Raw genomic sequence first — 20,658 nt, 5'->3', positions numbered from 1 at the left:
GGCCTAACCTGAACGTTTGCGGTTATTGTTGCGTGGAGCACCGCGACGATTGGCGTTATTCCCTCCGCGACGCTGGCCATTGCCGGTACGGCTGCGTTGCAGACGTTTAGGCGGCGGTAAATCGGTTAACAACGCCTCGCTGCTGTACTTGCTGACAGGAATGCTGTGGCCAATGTACTCTTCAATTGAAGGCAGGTTCAGCGCGTACTCTTCACAGGCCAGGCTGATAGAGTGTCCGCTGGCGCCTGCACGACCGGTACGGCCAATACGGTGAACGTAATCTTCACAGTCATCTGGCAGATCGTAGTTAAAGACGTGCGTCACAGCCGGAATGTGCAGACCGCGAGCGGCCACATCGGTGGCGACCAGAATATCCACATCACCTTTGGTGAAGTCATCCAGAATGCGCAGGCGTTTCTTCTGAGCCACGTCGCCGGTCAGCAGACCAACACGGTGTCCATCGGCAGCCAGGTGGCCCCAGATATCTTCACAGCGGTGCTTGGTATTGGCGAAGATAATGGCGCGATCGGGCCACTCTTCTTCCAGCAGTGTCTGCAGCAGGCGCATTTTCTCTTCGTTAGACGGATAGAAAAGCTCTTCCTGAATGCGATGGCCGGTTTTTTGTTCCGGTTCCACTTCCACATATTCAGCACTGTTCATGTGCTCAAACGCCAGTTCACGGACGCGATAAGAGAGCGTCGCCGAGAACAGCATACTCAGACGCTGCGTAGCAGGCGGCATGCGACGGAACAGCCAGCGGATATCTTTAATAAAGCCGAGATCGAACATGCGATCGGCTTCGTCCAGTACCATGACCTGAATGGCACCGAGGTTGACATGATTCTGCTTCGCGTAATCGATCAGGCGGCCGGTGGTTGCCACCAGAATATCAACGCCCTGTTCCAGCACTTTCAGCTGTTTGTCATAACCGTCTCCGCCATAGGCGAGACCCAGTTTCAGGCCGGTTGAGGCGGTAAGGGGTTCGGCATCCGCATGAATCTGCACAGCAAGTTCACGCGTCGGCGCAAGAATTAAAGCCCGTGGCTGGTTAACCTGACGACCTTCCGCCGCAGGATGTGAGAGAAGATGATGAAACGTTGACGTCAGAAACGCCATCGTTTTGCCGGTACCGGTTTGCGCCTGGCCTGCAACATCACGCCCTGAAAGCGTAAAAGGCAGAGCTAACGCCTGAATCGGCGTGCAGTATTGAAAGCCTTTACTATCAAGGGCTTCCACCACTTTTGGGTGCAGGGCGAAGTCGGAAAACTTCTGTTCAGTTAAGTGTGTTTTGCTCATAGTGTGGTAGAATATCAGCTTACTATCGCTTTACGAAAGCGTATCCGATGAAATAAAGTCAACCAACATTGGTATATATTACGCCAATTCGCCAGGCATAATCTTTGGAGTAAAATATGAGCAGCGATAAAATCGTTCATCTGACTGATGACAGTTTCGACACCGACGTGCTGAAAGCCGACGGCGTTACACTGGTAGATTTCTGGGCTGAATGGTGTGGTCCTTGCAAAATGATCGCGCCCATCCTTGATGAAGTTGCAGAAGAGTATGATGGCAAGCTGACCATCGCTAAGCTGAATATTGATGATAACCCAGGCACGGCGCCGAAATATGGCATTCGTGGTATCCCGACGCTGCTGCTGTTTAAAAATGGCGAAGTCGCCGCGACCAAAGTGGGCGCGCTGTCTAAAGGCCAGCTGAAAGAGTTCCTGAACGCCAACCTGGCGTAATTCAGGGCTGAACGTCCGGCAGTGGTGAATTTATCTCCTGCTGCTGGACGTTCGCTTTCGGGCGTGCTAAGTTACCAATACTGCATTACGAACTTACCTTGTAGTTTGCATCTAAAAGTTTTCCCTTGTTGAACCCTGTCGCCCTGTACCTTATAAAGATAGAACGGTTCAGCAATCTTACGGTTAGCTCCAACTCTGGCATCACATTCGGACATCTGCCTGCATACCGATCGCCATTTCATACGATGATCGTCGGGAAGAGCCGAAAAGAGCCATTAACGGCATGGATTAATTGCCATACCACTCACGACAAACATTCCGAGTATTACCCCGAGTTTAAGAACCCATCACTATGAATCTTACCGAATTAAAGAATACGCCGGTTGCTGAGCTGATTACTCTCGGCGAAAATATGGGGCTGGAAAATCAGGCTCGCATGCGTAAGCAGGACATTATCTTTTCAATCCTGAAACAGCACGCGAAAAGCGGCGAAGACATCTTTGGTGATGGCGTGCTGGAGATTCTTCAGGATGGATTTGGATTCCTCCGTTCCGGAGACAGCTCCTACCTCGCCGGCCCTGATGATATCTACGTTTCCCCCAGCCAAATCCGCCGCTTTAACCTCCGCACTGGTGACACCATCTCTGGCAAAATCCGTCCACCAAAAGAAGGTGAACGTTATTTTGCGCTGCTGAAAGTTAACGAAGTTAACTACGACAAGCCGGAAAACGCGCGTAATAAGATTCTGTTCGAAAACCTCACGCCGCTGCACGCAAATAAACGTCTGCGTATGGAGCGGGGTAATGGCTCAACGGAAGATTTAACCGCTCGCGTACTCGATCTGGCATCGCCGATTGGTCGTGGTCAGCGTGGTCTGATCGTGGCGCCGCCGAAAGCCGGTAAAACCATGCTGCTGCAGAACATTGCGCAGAGTCTGGCGTACAACTACCCGGATTGCGTGCTGATGGTGCTGCTGATTGACGAGCGCCCGGAAGAAGTGACCGAGATGCAGCGTCTGGTGAAAGGCGAAGTTATTGCCTCAACCTTCGATGAGCCCGCTTCGCGCCACGTTCAGGTTGCTGAAATGGTGATCGAGAAGGCCAAGCGTCTGGTTGAGCATAAAAAAGATGTCATCATCCTGCTCGACTCCATCACACGTCTGGCGCGTGCCTACAACACCGTGGTGCCTGCTTCAGGTAAAGTCCTGACTGGTGGTGTGGATGCCAATGCCCTGCATCGTCCAAAGCGTTTCTTTGGTGCTGCACGTAATGTGGAAGAGGGCGGAAGCCTGACCATCATCGCGACCGCGCTGGTTGATACCGGTTCTAAGATGGATGAAGTCATTTACGAAGAGTTTAAAGGTACCGGTAACATGGAACTGCATCTCGCTCGTAAAATTGCTGAAAAACGCGTCTTCCCGGCGATTGATTACAACCGTTCTGGTACGCGTAAAGAAGAGCTTCTCACCTCTCAGGAAGAGCTGCAGAAGATGTGGATCCTGCGTAAAATTATTCACCCAATGGGCGAAATCGATGCAATGGAATTCCTCATCAACAAGCTGGCGATGACCAAAACCAATGATGAATTCTTCGATATGATGAAGCGTTCATAATCTGATACTGCCAGGCCGGACCACAGATTCGGCTTTTTTAGTTCAAATGCGCAGAAAATCGACCTTACGCCACGTCCCGACGTGGCGTTTTTCATTTGTGAGCTATAGGATTGAACACTGACAGGAGCATTTATAATGACTGTGGTAGTGATGGCGAATTTATGACCATTCGTCTGTCTCTTTATGCAGAATTCGGAATCCGACACAGCACCAGGCGCGCTTTTTCGCGTATTGTGGTGCGGGATGTTAGCTGAGAGCGTTTAACGTGAATTTACTCACTATGAGTACTGAGCTTGGTTTAATTTTTCTCTTTTCCCTGGCTTTCCTCTTTTTTGCTCGAAAAGCAGCTAAAAAAATTGGTTTGGTTGATAAGCCTAACTCACGTAAGCGCCATCATGGCGCGATTCCGTTGGTGGGCGGCATTTCCGTGTTTGCAGGTATCTGCTTTACGTTTGCCATTACTAATTACTATCTGCCACACGCGCTGCTCTATCTTGGCTGCGCCGGTATTCTGGTGCTGGTTGGTGCACTGGATGACCGCTTCGATATCAGCGTCAAATTCCGCGCGGTTGTGCAGGCCATTGTCGCCCTGGTAATGATGTTTGGCGCAAAGCTCTATCTGCTCAGCCTGGGCTTTATCGTCGGTCCGTTCGAGCTTATCGTGGGCCCCTTCGGCTATGTGCTGACGCTGTTTGCCGTCTGGGCTGCGATCAACGCCTTTAATATGGTAGACGGGATCGATGGCCTGCTGGGCGGACTCTCCTCGGTCACCTTTGCCGCAATGGGGATTATCCTCTACTTCGACGGCCAGACGAGCCTGGCGATGTGGTGTTTTGCGATGATTGCCGCCACGCTGCCCTATATTTTGCTTAACCTCGGCTTCCTGGGGCGTCGCTTCAAAGTCTTTATGGGCGATGCCGGCAGCACCATGATCGGCTTCACCATTATCTGGATTCTGCTGGAAACAACGCAGGGTCTGAGCCATCCCATTACACCCGTTACCGCACTTTGGCTGATAGCCATTCCGCTGATGGATATGGTGGCGATTATGTATCGTCGCCTGCGCAAAGGCATGAGTCCGTTCTCGGCTGATCGTCAGCACATCCACCATCTGATTATGCGTGCCGGTTTTACCTCGCGTCAGGCCTTTGTCCTGATTACCGTTGCGGCGGCCATCCTCGCCGGTATCGGTGTACTGGGTGAATATCTGGCGTTTATCCCGGAGTGGGTGATGCTGCTGCTGTTCCTGGGCGCTTTTATGGTTTATGGCTACTGCCTGAAACATGCGTGGCGCGTGGCGCGACGCGTCCGGCGTATCAAGCGTCGTCTGAGCCATCATCGCGAAGCAAAAAATAAATGAACCCGATGCTGAAAAAGGATACCTCTGCCATGCCTGCTGACGTTGTGGACAACGAACTGGATATTCGCGGCCTGAGCTGCCGTTTATGGCGTGGTAAACGCTGGATTGTCGGGCTGGCACTGCTGTTTGCTCTGATCGCCTGGCTGGCTACGCTGCTGCTGAAACAGGTCTGGAGCACCACGGCGATCACCGATCGCCCGACGGTGAACATGCTGGGCTCTTACTATGCACAGCAGCAGTTCCTGACCAATCTGGATGTGCGCAACAATGCCCTGACGCTGGCTGCGCCGTCACCGACGGTCATGGATCAGGTTTATCAGGAGTTCACCATGCAGCTTGCCTCCTGGGATACGCGTCGGGAGTTCTGGCAGCAAACGGATTACTACAGGAACCGTAAAACCGGCAATGCGCATAACGATGCCGCGCTGCTCGACGATTTGATTGGCAACATCCTGTTCACGCCCGCTGACGCGGCACATAACCTGCCCGATAACGTCAAACTTAAAGCGGAAACCGCGGGCGACGCCAACAATCTGCTGCGTCAGTACATCGCCTATGCGAGTGAGCGCGCCGCTCGTCATCTGAATGATGAGTTAAAAGGTGCCTGGCGGGCGCGTACCGACCAGTTGCAGGCGCAGGTGAAACGTCAGGAAGATGTGGCTAACGCTGTATTCCAGCGCCAGCAGCATCGGCTGGAACAGGCGCTGAAAGTTGCGAGCCAGCAGGGTATCAACGAGAAACAGACGCGCGAAGCGGGTGAGAATCTGGCAGACAGCGACCTGTTCCTGCTGGGCCAGCCCGTTTTACAGGGACAGCTCGATACCCTGCGCGCCACCGGTCCGGGGTTTGATATCAGCTATGATCAGAACAGAGCAATGCTGACCACGCTGCAGACCGGGCCAAAACTGAATAGCCAGTTCCAGACCTACCGTTATCTGCGTACGCCGGAAGAGCCGGTATCACGGGACAGTCCGCGACGTCTGTTCATGATGATTATGTGGGGTGCCGTTGGGGCATTAACAGGCGCGGGTGTGGCGCTGGCACGTCGTCCGCGTCTGATGTCAGACACGCATGATTGAGAGAAACAGTGTGAAAGTTCTGACCGTATTTGGTACTCGTCCGGAAGCGATTAAAATGGCGCCGTTGGTGCAGGCGCTGTCGCAGGATCCCGCTTTTGAATCGCGACTGTGCGTGACCGCACAGCATCGCGAAATGCTCGATCAGGTGCTGCGTCTGTTCAAGCTGGAACCGGACTATGATCTCAATATTATGCGTCCTGAACAGGGACTGACCGAGATCACCTGCCGCATTTTAGAAGGCATGAAAACCGTCCTGCTCGACTTTAAACCGGATATCGTGCTGGTGCATGGTGACACCACCACGACGCTGGCGGCGAGCCTGGCGGCTTTTTATCAGCAAATCCCCGTCGGGCATGTGGAGGCGGGTCTGCGTACCGGCGATCTCGCCTCGCCGTGGCCTGAAGAGGGTAACCGTAAGCTCACCGGCCATCTTGCCCGCCTGCACTTCACGCCCACCACCCGCTCGCGTCAGAACCTGTTGCGGGAGAATCTGCCCGATGCGCGCATCGTCGTCACCGGTAATACGGTCATTGATGCGCTGCTGTGGGTGCGCGATCGGGTGCTGGACGACAGCAATCTGAACGCACAGCTGGCGGCGCGCTATCCGTTTCTCGACCCGGATAAGAAACTGGTGCTGGTTACCGGACACCGGCGTGAGAGCTTTGGCGGCGGTTTTGAACGTATCTGCAGCGCGCTGGCGCAGGTTGCCCGCCAGCATCCCGAGGCGCAGATTGTCTATCCGGTACATCTCAATCCCAATGTCAGCGAGCCGGTTAACCGGATACTCAGCGGCATTGAGAATATCATTCTGATTGAACCGCAGGAGTACCTGCCTTTTGTCTGGCTGATGAACCGCGCCTGGCTGATCCTTACCGATTCCGGCGGCATTCAGGAGGAAGCGCCTTCACTGGGCAAGCCGGTGTTGGTGATGCGCGACACCACCGAGCGCCCTGAAGCCGTCGATGCCGGTACCGTCAAACTGGTCGGGACGGATATTGCCAGAATCGTGGCCAGCGTCAGCGAATTGCTGAGCGACGACGAGGCCTGGCAGGCGATGAGCCATGCCCATAATCCGTATGGCGATGGCAAAGCCTGTGGTCGTATTTTACAAGCCTTAAAAGATAACCGAGCCGAATTATGAGTTTTGAAACCATCTCTGTGATTGGACTGGGATACATTGGGCTGCCGACGGCAGCCGTTTTTGCCTCAAAGGGAAAAAAAGTGGTGGGCGTGGATATCAATGCGCGCGCCGTAGAAACCATCAATCGTGGCGCGATCCACATTGTGGAACCCGATTTAGATCAGGTGGTGCATGCGGCTGTTGCGCGTGGCGACCTGCGTGCCACCACCCAGCCTGAAGCCGCTGACGCTTTTCTGATCGCCGTACCGACGCCATTCAAAGATGATCATCAGCCCGACCTGCGCTTTGTAAAAGCTGCGGCGGAGTCGATTGCACCGGTTCTGAAAAAGGGCGATCTGGTGATTCTGGAGTCGACCTCGCCGGTGGGCAGCACCGAACAGATGGCCGACTGGCTGGCTGCGGCACGTCCCGACCTGCGCTTTCCGCAGCACGGTGAGACGCCCGATATTTTTGTCGCCTATTGCCCGGAGCGCGTACTGCCGGGTCAGGTGATGGTTGAGCTGATTAACAACGACCGGGTGATTGGCGGCATGACCCCCGCCTGTTCTGTCCGCGCCAGCGAGCTTTATCGGCTATTTTTAAAAGGTGAATGCGTTGAAACTAACGCCCGTACCGCCGAGATGTGCAAGCTGACCGAAAACAGCTTCCGTGACGTGAATATCGCCTTTGCCAATGAGCTGTCGCTGATTTGTGCCGATCAGGGCATTAACGTCTGGGAGCTGATTGCGCTGGCGAATCGCCATCCGCGCGTCAACATTCTGCAGCCTGGTCCGGGCGTCGGCGGTCACTGTATCGCCGTCGATCCCTGGTTTATCGTGGCGCAGAATCCCGAATTAGCCCGCCTGATCCGCACCGCGCGCGAGGTGAATGATGCCAAGCCGCAGTGGGTGCTGGACCAGGTGAAAACCGCGCTGGCGGACTGCCTGACGCAGACCGGCAAGCGCGCCAGTGATATCACCATTGCCTGCTTTGGCCTGGCCTTTAAACCCAATATCGACGACCTGCGCGAAAGCCCGGCGGTGGGCGTGGCACAGAAGATTGCCGAATGGCACAGCGGCACCACCTGGATAGTTGAACCGCACATTGAGCAGCTTGCAGATTCTCTGGCTGACAAAGCAGAGCTGGTTTCCAGCGCGCAGGCGCTGGACCAGGCCGATATTTTGGTGATGCTGGTCGATCACCGCGCCTTCCGCGCCATTGATGCCGCCGACGTTCAGCAGAACTGGATTGTCGACACCAAAGGTGTCTGGCGATGAAGCGTTTTCTGATCACGGGCGGTGCCGGTTTTATCGGCTCGGCTCTGGTGCGCTTTCTGATAACAGAAACCGAACATCAGGTCGTGGTGGTCGATAAACTCAGCTATGCCGGAAATCTGGCGTCACTCGCCAGTGTGGCCGATTCGCCCCGCTTCTGTTTTGAGCAGGTGGATATCTGTGATCGTCCGTCGCTTGATCAGGTTTTTGCCCGCCATCAGCCAGACTGCGTAATGCATCTTGCGGCTGAAAGCCATGTTGATCGCTCGATTGATGGGCCGGTGGCTTTTATCGAGACGAATATTGTCGGGACCTATCAGCTGCTGGAAGCCGCGCGTTCTTACTGGCAAAGCCTGGATGATACGCGCAAAACGGCCTTTCTGTTCCACCATATCTCGACCGATGAAGTATTTGGCGATCTGCATGACAGCCAGGCTTATTTCACCGAAACCACCCCTTATGCGCCAAGCAGTCCTTACGCCGCCTCTAAGGCCAGCAGCGACCATTTAGTGCGGGCCTGGCTGCGAACCTATGGTCTGCCCACGCTGGTCACCAACTGCTCAAACAACTACGGTCCCTGCCATTTCCCGGAGAAGCTGATCCCCCTGACCATCATCAATGCGCTGGCCGGCAAAGCCTTGCCGGTTTACGGCAACGGACAGCAGATTCGTGACTGGCTCTACGTTGAAGATCACGCTCGCGCACTCTATCAGGTGGTCAGTCAGGGTAAGCCAGGCGAAACCTACAATATTGGCGGCCATAACGAACGCCGCAATATCGAGGTGGTTGAAACCATCTGCAGCCTGCTGGAAGAGCTGGCTGTAGAGCAGAAGCCTGCCGGGCTGGCGCATTACCGTGACCTGATTACCTATGTCACTGATCGGCCTGGTCACGATCAGCGCTACGCCATTGATGCCAGTAAAATTGCGCATGAACTTGGCTGGGTGCCGCAGGAAACCTTTGAAAGCGGCATGCGCAAAACCGTGGCATGGTATCTGGATAATCCCGCCTGGTGGCAGGCTATTCTGGATGGTCGCTATCAGGGCGAACGCCTCGGCTTATCGCATTAAATCCGCGTAAGGAGCAGCGATGAAAGGCATCATTTTAGCGGGAGGATCGGGCACGCGGTTACACCCGATAACCCGTGCAGTATCAAAGCAACTTCTGCCGGTTTACGACAAACCGATGATCTACTACCCGCTCTCCGTGCTGATGCTGGCGGGTATTCGCGACATTCTGTTAATTACCACGCCGGAAGATCGGGCGCAGTTTGAACGTTTGCTGGGCGATGGCAGTGAATTTGGCATACGCCTCAGCTATGCGGTGCAGCCCAGCCCCGATGGACTGGCGCAGGCCTTTATCATCGGCGAATCCTTTATCGGCGAGGACAATTGCTGCCTGGTGCTGGGTGATAACCTCTATTTTGGTCAGGGTTTCAGTCCCAAGCTGCGGAAAGTCGTCGAACAGAATCGTGGCGCAACGGTGTTCGGCTATCAGGTTATGGACCCGGAACGTTTCGGTGTGGTGGAGTTTGACGATAACTTCAAAGCGATATCGATTGAAGAGAAGCCACTGCAGCCGAAATCGCGCTGGGCGGTCACTGGACTCTATTTCTATGACAATCAGGTTATCGAATTCGCGAAACAGGTTAAGCCTTCTTCGCGGGGCGAGCTGGAAATTACCGCCATTAACCAGATGTATCTGGAGCGTGGTGAGATGACGGTCGAACTGCTGGGACGCGGCTTTGCCTGGCTGGATACCGGCACCCATGACAGCCTGGTGGAAGCCAGCATGTTTGTGCAGACCGTGGAAAAACGTCAGGGCTTTAAAATTGCCTGCCTGGAAGAGATCGCCTGGCGTAACAACTGGCTCAGTGATGACCAGCTGCGTGCTGCCGGTGAAGCGCTGACAAAAACCGGCTACGGCCAATACCTGCTGGATTTATTACATGTCCGTCCACGTCAGTATTAATCCCCTTAGCTGGGAAAGTGCATTCTTCGGTGTTGAGACCGTGCGGCTGGAGCCGGAAGGTGACATTCCGCTGGAGCAGGCGCTGCATCATCCCTGTGCGCTGATGCAGATGAAAGTGGCTGCCAGCGAGACGGCGTTGATTGATACGCTGCAGCAGCATCAGTTCCAGCTGGCAGAAGGCGAGGCGGACCTGACGCTGGCGATTAAAGAGACAGAACGGCAGGCGGGGATTCGCATTGCGCGCGAAGCACAGATTCCGCAACTGCGTGATGCAGCGTCACAGCTTTTCAGCCAGAGCCGTTTTCGCGCGGCCTGGTACGCACCGGACGCCAGCGGCCGTTTTTATGCGCAGTGGATTGAGAATGCGGTGCGTGGGACGTTTGACGATCAGTGTCTGGTGGCCAGTGATGCCACCGGTCAGCTGCAGGGATTTGTTTCGCTGCGCGCGGTGGATGGCGATGCTCGCATTGGCCTGCTGGGCGTAATGCCTGACGCGCAGGGTCAGGGGCTGGGTCAGCGACTGCTACTGGCGGCGGCTGACTGGGCGCGGGTAAGGCAGTTGGCTCAGCTTCGGGTGGCTACCCAGCTCAGTAATCTCACGGCGATGCGCCTCTATTTACGCAGCGGTGCCCGACTCGACAGCACCGCCTACTGGTTTTACAGGAAAGGTCATGATTCCATTTAATGCGCCCCCGATTGTGGGCACAGAAATTGAGTATATGCAGTCGGCGATGAACAGCGGCAAGCTGTGCGGCGACGGCGGCTTCACCCGTCGTTGTCAGCAGTGGATGGAGCAGCGTTTTGGCAGCAAAAAAGTGCTGCTGACTCCCTCCTGTACCGCTTCGCTGGAGATGGCAGCGCTGTTAATCGATCTGCAGCCCGGCGATGAGGTGATCATGCCGAGCTATACCTTTGTCTCAACCGCCAACGCCTTTGTGCTGCGCGGCGCGCGCATCGTGTTTGTCGATGTGCGCCCGGACACCATGAACATCGATGAAACGCTGATCGAAGCCGCCATCACTGAAAAAACCCGCGCCATTGTGCCGGTGCATTACGCAGGCGTAGCCTGTGAAATGGACACCATCATGGCGCTGGCGGCTAAGCATAAGCTGTTTGTGATTGAAGATGCGGCGCAGGGCGTGATGTCACGCTACAAAGGCCGTGCGCTGGGCACCATCGGTCATATTGGCTGCTTCAGTTTCCACGAAACCAAGAATTATACTGCCGGTGGTGAAGGGGGCGCGACGCTGATCAACGACGCCAGCCTGGTCGAGCGCGCCGAGATCGTGCGGGAAAAAGGCACCAACCGCAGCCAGTTCTTCCGGGGTCAGGTCGATAAATATACCTGGCGCGATATGGGGTCGAGCTACCTGATGGCCGACTTGCAGGCCGCCTATCTCTGGGCGCAGCTGGAAGCCGCTGAACGCATCAACCAGCAGCGGTTACGCATCTGGCAGCGTTATTATGACGCACTCCAGCCGCTGGCGGCTCAGGGCCGCATCAGTCTGCCAGTGATCCCCGCCAGCTGCGAACACAATGCGCACATGTTCTACATCAAACTGCGCGATCAGGACGATCGCCAGGCGCTGATCAACTGGATGAAAGAAGCAGAGATACTGACAGTGTTCCACTATATTCCGCTGCACAGTTCACCTGCCGGTGAGCGTTTCTCGCAATTTGTCGGTGACGATCGCTTCACCACGCTGGAAAGTGAACGTCTGCTGCGCCTGCCGCTGTTTTATAACCTGTCGGATAATAATCAGAGCACGGTTATCAGCTCGCTGCTGAGCTTCTTTTCCTGATGTCATTAGCCAGAGCCTCAGTGTGGACCGCATCGTCCACGCTGGTAAAAATTGTGTCTGGTCTGCTGGTGGTCAAACTGCTGGCAGTCAGCTTCGGCCCCGAAGGTGTTGGCCAGGCAGGTAACTTCCGGCAGTTGATCACCGTGCTGGGTGTGCTGGCGGGCGCGGGCATCTTCAACGGCGTCACCACCTATGTGGCGCAGTATCAGCAGCAGCCCGGACCACTCCGGGCGATGGTGGGCACGGCATCGGCTATGGTGCTGGGCTTCTCCGGCGTGCTGGCGCTGCTGTTTCTGCTGGCGGCAGCCCCCATCAGCACCGCGCTGTTTGGTCATGACCGCTATCAGGGCGTCATCCGCGTCGTCGCCTTTCTTCAGCTCGGCATCGCCTGGGCCAACTTTACCCTGGCGCTACTGAAGGGCTATCGTGACGCGCGTGGGAATGCGCTGGCGCTGATTCTCGGCAGCCTGACTGGCGTGGCGGGCTATCTGCTCTGCTGGTGGCTGGGCGGTTATCAGGGCGCATTGATCGGCCTGGCGCTGGTGCCAGCTTTGCTGCTGCTGCCTGCGCTACTGATGCTGAAACGCCGTGCGCCGCTACCGCTGAGCTGGCTGCGGCCACAATGGCATCCTGAGCTGGCGCGTAATCTGGCAAAATATACCCTGATGGCGCTGATCACGGCGGTGACCTTACCGGTTGCCTGGGTAATGATGCGTAACCTGCTGGCAGAGCAGGAGGGCTGGGCGCAGGTCGGGTTGTGGCAGGGTGTGACCAGCATTTCCGATGCCTATCTGCAGTTTATCACCGCGACGTTTAGCGTCTGGCTGCTGCCGACGCTTGCGCGGCTCGACAACAAACGCGACATCGCACGTGAGATTGGCCGTGCACTGCGCTTTGTCCTGCCCGCCGTGGCGGTTGCCAGCTTCGCCGTCTGGGTACTGCGTGACTTCGCCATCAGCCTGCTGTTCTCTCAGGCTTTTCGCGGGATGCGCGATCTTTTTGTGTGGCAGCTGTGCGGCGATGTTTTTAAAGTCGGTGCCTATGTTTTCGGATATCTGGTTATCGCCAAAGCCTCGCTGCGCTTTTATGTTCTGACTGAGATCAGCCAGTTTCTGTTGCTGACCCTGTTCTCACGCTGGCTGATCCCGTTACATGGCGCGACGGGTGCGGCGCAGGCCTATATGTTTACCTATATGGCTTACTTTGCCCTGTGTTGTGGCGCTTTTATTGTTTACTGCCGGAAAAAATGACTTTAATTCACGTTTTGGGATCGGACATTCCCCACCATAATCTTACGGTGCTGCGCTTTTTCAATGACGTTCTCAGCGTTGAGCAGCCTGCGGCTTTCCCACGCCATTTTATGGTGGTGACGCAGCAGCCAGAGAGCCTGTCTCCGTTCAGTGCGTTACAGATCGAGTGCTTTACCAGCAAGAAAGTGCTGGCGCAGGCGGTTTTGCAGCGGGCCAGGAATCGTCAGCAGCGTTTTTTCTGCCACGGTCAGTTTAACCCGTGGATCTGGCTGGCATTACTCAGCGGTAAGCTGCGCCGTTCCCAGCTGTTCTGGCACGTCTGGGGCGCCGACCTCTATGAAGATTCGCGCAGCCTGAAGTTTCGTCTGTTCTATCTGGTCCGCCGGATAGCACAGGGACGTGTTGCGCAGGTTTTTGCGACCCGAGGCGACCTGCATCACTATCAGCAGCGCCATCGCCGCGTTCCCGGTTCACTGCTCTATTTCCCGACCAGAATGCCGGATGCTGCCGTTGAGTCTGCGCCGTCAGAGCCGTTTACGCTGCTGCTGGGCAATTCGGGCGATCCGAGTAACCGACATATTGAAGGCTTAAAGGCGATTCACGCGCAGTTTGGCGAGCAGGTGCGCATCGAGGTGCCGCTGGGCTATCCGCCGGGCAATGAGGCGTACATCAGCCAGATTCAGGCCGCAGCAAAGACGCTGTTTCCTGACGGTCAGGTGAATCTGCTGCGTGAAAATCTGGCATTTGATGATTACTTAGCGCTGCTGGCGCGCTGCCATGTCGGCTATTTTATGTTTGAACGTCAGCAGGGGGTGGGAACACTTTGCCTGCTGATCCAGGCCAACGTGCCGTTTGTTCTGACCCGCAAAAACCCATTCTGGCGTGATGTGGCTGAGCAGCAGCTTCCGGTACTCTTCAGCGAAGATACGCTGTCGCCTGCGGTGATCGCCGAGGCACGCCGGCAGCTGATGCGCTGTGATAAACAGGCTATCGCCTTCTTTGCGCCAGGTTATCTCGCAGGCTGGCGAGCCGCGTTACAGCTCAGCGAAGGGGAGTTGTCATGAGTCTTATGCAGTTTGGCGGCCTGCTGGTGGTCTATCTGCTGTCGCTGGTTTTTATTCTGACGCTGACCTGGCGGGAGTTTAAGCGCGTCCGTTTTAACTTCCATCTGTTCTTTACGCTGCTGTTTCTGCTGACCTTTTACTTCGGCTTCCCGCTGACCTCCGTGCTGGTGTTTCGCTTTAACGTGGACGTGATGCCGGTTGAGAATCTGCTGGAGGCGCTGCTGTCGGCCACAGCGTTTTACGCCATTTATTACGTCAGCTATAAAGTGCGGCTGAAACCGGCCAGCGCGCCTCCGGCTAAGCCCTGGCTGCAGATGAATCGGGTTGAAACCCACCTGACCTGTGTGATTCTGGCGCTGGTCGCGCTGGGTACCGTGACGGTGTTCTTCATTCACAACGGTTTTCTGCTGTTCCGCCTGACCGCTTATAACCAGATTTTCTCCAGCGAAGTATCGGGCGTGGCGCTTAAGCGCTTCTTCTATTTCTTTATTCCGGCGATGCTGATCCCCTACTTTTTACGGCCGACCCGCCGCAACTGGCTGCTGTTTTTGGTCGTGACGGTGGCCTTTGGTTTACTGACGTATGCACTGGTGGGCGGAACACGCGCCAATATCATTATTGCGTTTGCCCTGTTCCTGTTTATCGGCATTACCCGTGGCTGGATCACTCTGTGGATGCTGGCAACGGCGGGTGTGATGGCAATTGGGGGGATGTTCTGGCTGGCGCTGCGCCGCTATAACCTCGACGTGATGGGCGATGAAGCGTTCTATACCTTCCTGTATCTGACGCGTGATACCTTCTCGCCGTGGGAGAATCTTGCCCGGCTGCTGGATAACTACGACAAAATTGAGTTTCAGGGGCTGGCACCGCTGTGGCGTGATTTCTACGTGTTTATTCCGACCTGGCTCTGGCCCGATCGCCCGCTGGCGGTGTTGAACAGTGCCAACTACTTCACCTGGGAAGTGCTGAACAACCATTCTGGCCTGGCGATTTCACCCACGCTGATTGGCTCTCTGGTCGTGATGGGCGGCGTCTGGGCGATTCCGATCGGTGCGGTAGTGGTAGGGATGATTATTAAAGCCTTTGATGCGATCTATCAGCGTGGCTGCCTTGAGGCCAACCGGTACACCGGCGCCATCCTGCAAAGCTTCTGTTTTGGCGCGGTGTTTAACATGATCGTACTGGCACGCGAGGGCCTCGATGCGTTCGGCTCACGTGTGGTGTTTTTCTGCCTCATTTTTGCTGCCTGTCTGGGCATGGCTAAATTACTTTTCTGGTTACTGGATCGCGCAGGTTTAATTCGCGACCGCAGCAGGCGGGTGTTGCACAGCCCGCTCTGATTAACCTCTGGGATTAACGGAAGATATGACAACGTTAAATGAGACGCCGCAGTACCGTATTCGCGGCGTTGATTTGTATGGCTTCGAAAACATGCCGTCGGCGGTGAATTTTCTGATGCCGCCGCAGAGCGTACGCAGCGGTATTTTAGTGGCGATTAATGCGGAGAAGATCCTGACCGCTGAGCGGGATGAGGGATTACGCACGCTGTTAGCGCAGGCGGAATATGCGTACGCCGATGGCATCAGCATTGTGCGCTCGATTCGTAAAAAATATCCACACGCGTCGGTGCAGCGCATTGCGGGGGCTGATTTATGGGAAGCGCTGATGGAACGCGCCGGGCGGGAAGGGACGCCGGTATTTCTTATCGGCGGACGTCAGCAGGTGCTGGATGAAACCTGCGATAAGCTACGTCGGCAGTGGAATGTGAATATTGTTGGCGCGCAGGATGGCTATTTTGCGCCAGCCGATCAGGATGCGCTGTTTGCCCGGATTGCGGCCAGCGGCGCGAAGCTGGTGACCGTCGCGCTGGGATCGCCACGTCAGGAGTTGCTGATGCTGGCGTGCCGTGCGTACTGGCCTGATGCCCTTTATATGGGCGTGGGTGGAACGTACGATGTTTTCACCGGTCATGTGAAGCGCGCCCCTGAGATCTGGCAGCGACTGGGGCTGGAGTGGCTCTATCGTCTGATTCGGCAGCCGAGCCGCCTGCGCAGGCAATTAAAACTGCTTAAATATTTGCGCTATCACTGGCGCGGCGATCTCTGATATTGCTGATAAATGCCGCATTTTCAGGCATCACGAGAGTGGAAATGTACTATTTGTCGACGAAATGCACAAAGCGTAATCAAACGCGTCTTTTTATTTAAAAAGCACTAGACACGATGGGCGCTTATCTCTAGTATGCACATCCGCAACGGCGCTACGCGCCCGTAGCTCAGCTGGATAGAGCGCTGCCCTCCGGAGGCAGAGGTCTCAGGTTCGAATCCTGTCGGGCGCGCCATATCGTTTGTGCGCATGAGCTTCGGTGGTTGATTTACCGCGGTTGGCAGTAGAGATTTAAATGCTGCAGGCTTTAAACCTGTAACATTAAGAATAGTGGTGGCTATAGCTCAGTTGGTAGAGCCCTGGATTGTGATTCCAGTTGTCGTGGGTTCGAGTCCCATTAGCCACCCCAGATTTTGCTGGGAAACGCGAAGGTGGCGGAATTGGTAGACGCGCTAGCTTCAGGTGTTAGTGTCCTAACGGACGTGAGGGTTCAAGTCCCTCTCTTCGCACCAGGCAAAACAGTTAAAAAAATCGGCGAGTAGCGCAGCTTGGTAGCGCAACTGGTTTGGGACCAGTGGGTCGGAGGTTCGAATCCTCTCTCGCCGACCATTTTTAGAAACCTGTCTGAAAAGACAGGTTTTTTTTCGTCTGTAGGAAAGAGGATGAGGACCGACAGAGGAGGTTTGAGCCGAGCGTAGCGAGACAACGTTGCTTCAGCAACGGCCCGCAGGGCGCTGCTCGCAGAGCAGAGTAATCCTCTCTCGCCGACCATATTTAGAAACCTGTCTGAAAAGACAGGTTTTTTTTCGTCTGTAAAAAAGTGGATTTGAATTTCTGCTACGCACCTCATCCCTGAGGTGCGCCCGTAAACGGGCCAGCGCTTTGCGTTGTTCAGAAACGCTCCCGGCGTTTTATCCGGGCGGTGGGACGCTTTCCTCCTCTGACCGTGTTCCCTGCGCGTTGAGCTTCTTCATTGCTGTAAACCCTCTGAAGCTTATGAAGTACTTAATACGTCTGCCATACGTGAAGCGAAGGGAGCATATGCCTGTAGCAAAGCATCGCGGGCCAGGGATGGGCCGCGCTGAGCCTGCCATGGATGGCGTCTTTTGCGTCTTTGCGAAAGGCGTATGCTCCCTGAAGCCCGCAGAGTGGTGAGCGCGAGCCTGCGAAGGGAACACGGTCAGATCGGAAAGTCGCTAATGCCATCCATGGCCGCCCGACCCACGCGATTACGCACCTCATTCATGAGGTGCGCCCGTATCCGGGCCAACGCTTTGCGTTGTTCAGAAACGCTCCCGGCGTTTTAGCCGGGCGGTGGGACGCTTCCCTCCTCTGGCCGTGTTCCCTGCGCGTTGAGCATATTCATTGCTGTCAGAGTTACTCTGCTTTGATTCCACTAGCAATATAAGCAGGAACAATAGCGTCGTGAATTGCCGACAGATAAGTCATTGTTATTGTTAATTTCTAAGAGAGAATGACCTGGTTGTCTCTATTCAGAGACAGAGAAATTTATGGCTGTCGCTTCATCCCGACACATCCTGCCGTACCTCGCTCAGGAAAGGCTTAGCCAACTTCTTAAGATATTGATTGATATAAAATTTAAAAATAAATCTTAACCTGGCACGGCTTGTGCAACACTTTTGCTGTAGATGCTCATTCCACCTCTTATGTCTGCTGATGCTACATAAACCTGGGAATGATGCAGAGCCAATTTTAGGTACCTGTTGTCTGCCTGCCTGTATCGCGTAAGTCTTACAGGGTTAACAGACACCACGTTGAGTCAGGTACCTCCCGGTTGTCTTACCGACCTGATCTTGCACCTGCCCCTGGCAGGTGTTTTTTTTTGCCTGCGCAATGCGACTGGCAGATTGCAGGCACAAAAAAGCCGGGCGAGCCCGGCTTTAACCTGTCTGACAACCGCATCAGACGTTGGGATTATTCTTCAGCGTCAGCAACAATCCTTCACGACGCATCTTTGCGGCCTCTTCCGGACGATGCAGACGATCATAGACATCTGCCAGCCATGCATAATCAAACGCATCCGGACGCTGCGCCAGCGCCTGCTGCAGCGCGTCTGCTGCCTGCTGCCATTCGCCATGACGCATCAGCAACTGTCCCAGCGTACTGTGCAGCAACGGCGTTGCGCCATGCTGTTTAATCTGCTGGCGTAATGCCTTTTCCAGCGCTTCCGGATTACCGCTTTTGATGCGAGGCATCAATAGCACCAGCCGATCGTCATAATGACGCTTGAGGCCCTCCAGCACGATCGACTGTGCGGTGTCGTGATCGTTGCACTCAATCAGATGATCCGCCATTGCCACCTGCAGGGTCGTATCCTGACGGGTTTTGCGGCTCAGCGTGCCCCACCAGCGCTTCAGGCCATCGCTGCCCTGGTCGGCCATTGCCTGATTCATCAGACCCAGCCAGGCCTGCTGCTGTAACGCATCACGATGCAGGTCATCACCGACCTGCGCTTTCTGCATAGCAGGCAGAATATCCAGCAATGCACTCCAGGCGCCCGTACGGACGTACGCCTGTTCGGCCAGGCGCAGCACTTCAGGGTGACGCGGTGCCACTTCCAGCAGGCGATCAATGCTGTGACGAGCCGCATGATCTTCGTTACGGGCCAGCTGAATACGAGCACGGGCAATTTCCACCGGAATGGTATTGCTTTCAGACAGCTCAGCAGCACGTTCAAGATGCTGATTGGCACGAATTTCATCGCCACGCTGCTGGGCGGCTTCCGCGGCCAGCAGGTAGTTCGCTACCGGTACGTCGGCGTGATCGGCATCTTTAGACAGTAATTTTTCTACCTGGCGGTGATCGCCTTCTGCCAGCTTCATCAGCGCAGACTGGGTATGACGCTGCGCGCGACGGCGTTTGCGTCCGGTAAACCAGCCGCGGGTACGCGCCCCGGTGTGCAGCACACGGCGCAGCAGCCATTCCACCGCCAGAATCACCAGCAGGCTGATGATAAGGATAATCACCAGGCCGGTAACGCTGGTTTCGATATTCCAGTTATCGGTCTGAATCAGCACGTAGCCCTGATGACCGGCAATCATCGGTCCCAGCACCACGCCCGCTATCAGCAGGATAAAGAGGATGAATACCTTAAGCATGCTTAGCCTCCCTGCTGATTAGCAGCAGCAGACGGTTGCGCCAACAGGTTCCGCACGCGGGTCTGCATAAGCTGTTCCAGCAACGGCTGACTTTCCAGGTTATCCGGCAGATCCATATTGATGTTCTGCTGGCTCAGCTCATCCAGTTGGGCAAGGAAGGCTTTGGTGGCAGCATCATTAGTGTCATACCAGGCGCGAACCCAGGCGGACACGGTATCGATAGATTGTTTATAAATCTCATCCTGATGACGTGGTACGGCCTGCGCAGCAATCAGCAGACGCGAGCGGATATTCTCACGCAGGTAAACATCCTGATTCGGGGCCAGCAGCGGCTGTGCGGTATTATCGCGGCGGCGGATAGTAATAAAGTCATCCATAAAGTTATGCCAGCTTTTCACCAGATTCTGACGCCATTCACGTACCGAACCTGAGAGTTCGCCGCCGTCACTGTCCATCGGCGTATCATCGCTGTCATTATCGGCCAGACGCAGATTATCAACGTTATTCGACAGTTGATTCAGCTTGAGGATCACGCCGTCGTAGTCGACCTGCGTAACAGAAGAGAGGTTACTGATATCCTGAGTCAGGGCGCGACGCACATTCATGACGCTGGGATCGTTCATGTCAGCCAGACTGGCATCGGCGCTTTTCAGCAATGCAGCCGCGGTAGTGACATCCTGATCGCTCCAGAGTTTGCGGCCAGCCAGTTTCACCAGATAGTCCGCCTGTGCCAGCAGCCAGCTACGCACGTCGTTGCCAGAAATCACGGCCACTTTTTCACGCAGCGTTTCCAGCGCTTTTGCTGACGCAGCCTGCTGTTGCTGTGCCCTCTGCAGGGCAGTTTCAGCGCCACTCAGTTGCTGTGTCAGCTGCTGTTTATCGCTGCTGGCCTGCTGCTGCAATGCGCTTAACTGGTCGCTCAGCTTCTGATTGGTTTGTGCCTGTAAATCAGCCTGATGTTTCCCGTTAAGGTATAAACCTGCACCCATCGCCAGCGCGATGACAATCGCAACTGCACCCAACACCATGCCACCCTTTTTCGCATTACGCGGTGGTGTGCTGTTGCTGGAAGGAGAGCGGTCAACCGCTGGGGTGGTTTCTTCAACCATGGCGGAGGAGTCTTTTTGTTCCGTCATATGTGGCACATCCCATTGTT

The 20,658-nt window shown here is 55.3% G+C and carries 17 protein-coding genes, 4 tRNA genes and 1 other RNA gene; 19 read left to right on the top strand and 3 right to left on the bottom strand.

From position 1 onward, the window contains the following. Positions 1-3 precede the first annotated feature (3 nt). Positions 4-1,296, bottom strand: a complete 1,293-nt coding sequence (gene rhlB, locus K6R05_RS18040) for an ATP-dependent RNA helicase RhlB (protein WP_150013289.1) — start codon at positions 1,294-1,296, stop codon at positions 4-6. Positions 1,297-1,412: 116 nt separating this feature from the next. Here rhlB and trxA point away from each other — a divergent pair, with 116 nt between their 5' ends. From trxA to K6R05_RS17945, 19 genes are all read left to right on the top strand, one after another. After that, complete coding sequence (gene trxA / locus K6R05_RS18035) at positions 1,413-1,745, top strand: thioredoxin TrxA (RefSeq protein WP_003851963.1); 333 nt, start codon at positions 1,413-1,415, stop codon at positions 1,743-1,745. A gap of 352 nt (positions 1,746-2,097) precedes the next feature. Beyond that, complete coding sequence (gene rho, locus K6R05_RS18030) at positions 2,098-3,357, top strand: transcription termination factor Rho (protein WP_003851960.1); 1,260 nt, start codon at positions 2,098-2,100, stop codon at positions 3,355-3,357. A gap of 280 nt (positions 3,358-3,637) precedes the next feature. Continuing rightward, positions 3,638-4,717: a UDP-N-acetylglucosamine--undecaprenyl-phosphate N-acetylglucosaminephosphotransferase gene (wecA, locus tag K6R05_RS18025; RefSeq protein WP_161733875.1), complete on the top strand. Its 1,080-nt coding sequence runs from the start codon at positions 3,638-3,640 to the stop codon at positions 4,715-4,717. Positions 4,718-4,746: 29 nt separating this feature from the next. After that, positions 4,747-5,796, top strand: coding sequence for an ECA polysaccharide chain length modulation protein (wzzE, locus tag K6R05_RS18020; RefSeq protein WP_161733957.1), 1,050 nt, complete (start codon positions 4,747-4,749; stop codon positions 5,794-5,796). 10 nt (positions 5,797-5,806) lie between these two features. Further along, positions 5,807-6,937, top strand: a complete 1,131-nt coding sequence (gene wecB / locus K6R05_RS18015) for a non-hydrolyzing UDP-N-acetylglucosamine 2-epimerase (protein ID WP_161733877.1) — start codon at positions 5,807-5,809, stop codon at positions 6,935-6,937. Continuing rightward, positions 6,934-8,193 carry a UDP-N-acetyl-D-mannosamine dehydrogenase gene (gene wecC / locus K6R05_RS18010; protein WP_222924761.1) on the top strand — a complete coding sequence of 420 codons (1,260 nt, stop codon included), beginning with the start codon at positions 6,934-6,936 and terminating at the stop codon, positions 8,191-8,193. Before wecB ends, wecC begins: the two co-directional genes overlap by 4 nt. Further along, complete coding sequence (rffG, locus tag K6R05_RS18005) at positions 8,190-9,260, top strand: dTDP-glucose 4,6-dehydratase (RefSeq protein ID WP_222924760.1); 1,071 nt, start codon at positions 8,190-8,192, stop codon at positions 9,258-9,260. Before wecC ends, rffG begins: the two co-directional genes overlap by 4 nt. 19 nt (positions 9,261-9,279) lie before the next feature. Continuing rightward, entirely contained in the window at positions 9,280-10,161 is an 882-nt protein-coding gene (gene rfbA / locus K6R05_RS18000; protein WP_222924759.1) for a glucose-1-phosphate thymidylyltransferase RfbA, read from the top strand. Next, entirely contained in the window at positions 10,139-10,846 is a 708-nt protein-coding gene (gene rffC, locus K6R05_RS17995) for a dTDP-4-amino-4,6-dideoxy-D-galactose acyltransferase (RefSeq protein ID WP_222924758.1), read from the top strand. Before rfbA ends, rffC begins: the two co-directional genes overlap by 23 nt. After that, positions 10,833-11,963, top strand: a complete 1,131-nt coding sequence (rffA, locus tag K6R05_RS17990) for a dTDP-4-amino-4,6-dideoxygalactose transaminase (protein WP_033784417.1) — start codon at positions 10,833-10,835, stop codon at positions 11,961-11,963. Before rffC ends, rffA begins: the two co-directional genes overlap by 14 nt. Further along, positions 11,963-13,213, top strand: a complete 1,251-nt coding sequence (gene wzxE, locus K6R05_RS17985) for a lipid III flippase WzxE (RefSeq protein WP_161733884.1) — start codon at positions 11,963-11,965, stop codon at positions 13,211-13,213. Before rffA ends, wzxE begins: the two co-directional genes overlap by 1 nt. Next, a complete protein-coding gene (wecF, locus tag K6R05_RS17980; protein ID WP_222924757.1) occupies positions 13,210-14,277 on the top strand; it encodes a TDP-N-acetylfucosamine:lipid II N-acetylfucosaminyltransferase in 1,068 nt (355 codons plus the stop codon). The genes wzxE and wecF overlap by 4 nt, the downstream gene beginning before the upstream one ends. Beyond that, entirely contained in the window at positions 14,274-15,617 is a 1,344-nt protein-coding gene (gene wzyE / locus K6R05_RS17975; RefSeq protein WP_161733888.1) for an ECA oligosaccharide polymerase, read from the top strand. The genes wecF and wzyE overlap by 4 nt, the downstream gene beginning before the upstream one ends. Before the next feature lie 25 nt (positions 15,618-15,642). Continuing rightward, positions 15,643-16,383, top strand: coding sequence for a lipopolysaccharide N-acetylmannosaminouronosyltransferase (wecG, locus tag K6R05_RS17970; protein WP_161733890.1), 741 nt, complete (start codon positions 15,643-15,645; stop codon positions 16,381-16,383). A 158-nt stretch (positions 16,384-16,541) separates the two neighbouring features. Next, a tRNA-Arg gene (locus tag K6R05_RS17965) sits at positions 16,542-16,618 on the top strand. 98 nt (positions 16,619-16,716) lie between these two features. After that, positions 16,717-16,792 (top strand) — tRNA-His (locus tag K6R05_RS17960). Positions 16,793-16,808: 16 nt separating this feature from the next. Beyond that, positions 16,809-16,895: transfer RNA gene (locus K6R05_RS17955), tRNA-Leu, on the top strand. A 20-nt stretch (positions 16,896-16,915) separates the two neighbouring features. Beyond that, positions 16,916-16,992, top strand: a tRNA-Pro gene (locus K6R05_RS17950). Between the two features lie 32 nt (positions 16,993-17,024). Beyond that, positions 17,025-17,154, top strand: a non-coding RNA gene (locus K6R05_RS17945) — RtT sRNA. A 1,151-nt stretch (positions 17,155-18,305) separates the two neighbouring features. Here the strand turns inward: K6R05_RS17945 and hemY are convergent. Together hemY and hemX are read right to left on the bottom strand one after the other, a co-directional pair. Further along, on the bottom strand, positions 18,306-19,502 hold the full coding sequence (gene hemY / locus K6R05_RS17940) for a protoheme IX biogenesis protein HemY (RefSeq protein WP_161733892.1): 1,197 nt from the start codon (positions 19,500-19,502) through the stop codon (positions 18,306-18,308). 2 nt (positions 19,503-19,504) lie between these two features. Beyond that, the gene (hemX, locus tag K6R05_RS17935; RefSeq protein WP_161733894.1) at positions 19,505-20,638 is read right to left on the bottom strand and encodes a uroporphyrinogen-III C-methyltransferase; all 1,134 of its coding nucleotides are present in this window, start codon (positions 20,636-20,638) and stop codon (positions 19,505-19,507) included. Positions 20,639-20,658 lie beyond the last annotated feature (20 nt).

Source organism: Pantoea alfalfae, assembly GCF_019880205.1.
GTDB lineage: Bacteria > Pseudomonadota > Gammaproteobacteria > Enterobacterales > Enterobacteriaceae > Pantoea > Pantoea alfalfae.
The sequence above is the reverse complement of the archived record's forward strand: the minus strand, read 5'-3'. Positions and strand labels throughout refer to the sequence as shown.

What these genes read in the sequence shown, in the direction of transcription:
- rffC (WP_222924758.1), top strand. Translation starts at nt 10,139, where the DNA reads ATGTCCGTCCACGTCAGTATTAATCCCCTTAGCTGGGAAAGTGCATTC.
- rffG (WP_222924760.1), top strand. Translation starts at nt 8,190, where the DNA reads ATGAAGCGTTTTCTGATCACGGGCGGTGCCGGTTTTATCGGCTCGGCT.
- trxA (WP_003851963.1), top strand. Translation starts at nt 1,413, where the DNA reads ATGAGCAGCGATAAAATCGTTCATCTGACTGATGACAGTTTCGACACC.
- rhlB (WP_150013289.1), bottom strand. Translation starts at nt 1,296, where the DNA reads ATGAGCAAAACACACTTAACTGAACAGAAGTTTTCCGACTTCGCCCTG.
- wecC (WP_222924761.1), top strand. Translation starts at nt 6,934, where the DNA reads ATGAGTTTTGAAACCATCTCTGTGATTGGACTGGGATACATTGGGCTG.
- hemY (WP_161733892.1), bottom strand. Translation starts at nt 19,502, where the DNA reads ATGCTTAAGGTATTCATCCTCTTTATCCTGCTGATAGCGGGCGTGGTG.
- hemX (WP_161733894.1), bottom strand. Translation starts at nt 20,638, where the DNA reads ATGACGGAACAAAAAGACTCCTCCGCCATGGTTGAAGAAACCACCCCA.
- wecG (WP_161733890.1), top strand. Translation starts at nt 15,643, where the DNA reads ATGACAACGTTAAATGAGACGCCGCAGTACCGTATTCGCGGCGTTGAT.
- rfbA (WP_222924759.1), top strand. Translation starts at nt 9,280, where the DNA reads ATGAAAGGCATCATTTTAGCGGGAGGATCGGGCACGCGGTTACACCCG.
- wecF (WP_222924757.1), top strand. Translation starts at nt 13,210, where the DNA reads ATGACTTTAATTCACGTTTTGGGATCGGACATTCCCCACCATAATCTT.
- rho (WP_003851960.1), top strand. Translation starts at nt 2,098, where the DNA reads ATGAATCTTACCGAATTAAAGAATACGCCGGTTGCTGAGCTGATTACT.
- rffA (WP_033784417.1), top strand. Translation starts at nt 10,833, where the DNA reads ATGATTCCATTTAATGCGCCCCCGATTGTGGGCACAGAAATTGAGTAT.
- wzzE (WP_161733957.1), top strand. Translation starts at nt 4,747, where the DNA reads ATGCCTGCTGACGTTGTGGACAACGAACTGGATATTCGCGGCCTGAGC.
- wzyE (WP_161733888.1), top strand. Translation starts at nt 14,274, where the DNA reads ATGAGTCTTATGCAGTTTGGCGGCCTGCTGGTGGTCTATCTGCTGTCG.
- wzxE (WP_161733884.1), top strand. Translation starts at nt 11,963, where the DNA reads ATGTCATTAGCCAGAGCCTCAGTGTGGACCGCATCGTCCACGCTGGTA.
- wecA (WP_161733875.1), top strand. Translation starts at nt 3,638, where the DNA reads ATGAGTACTGAGCTTGGTTTAATTTTTCTCTTTTCCCTGGCTTTCCTC.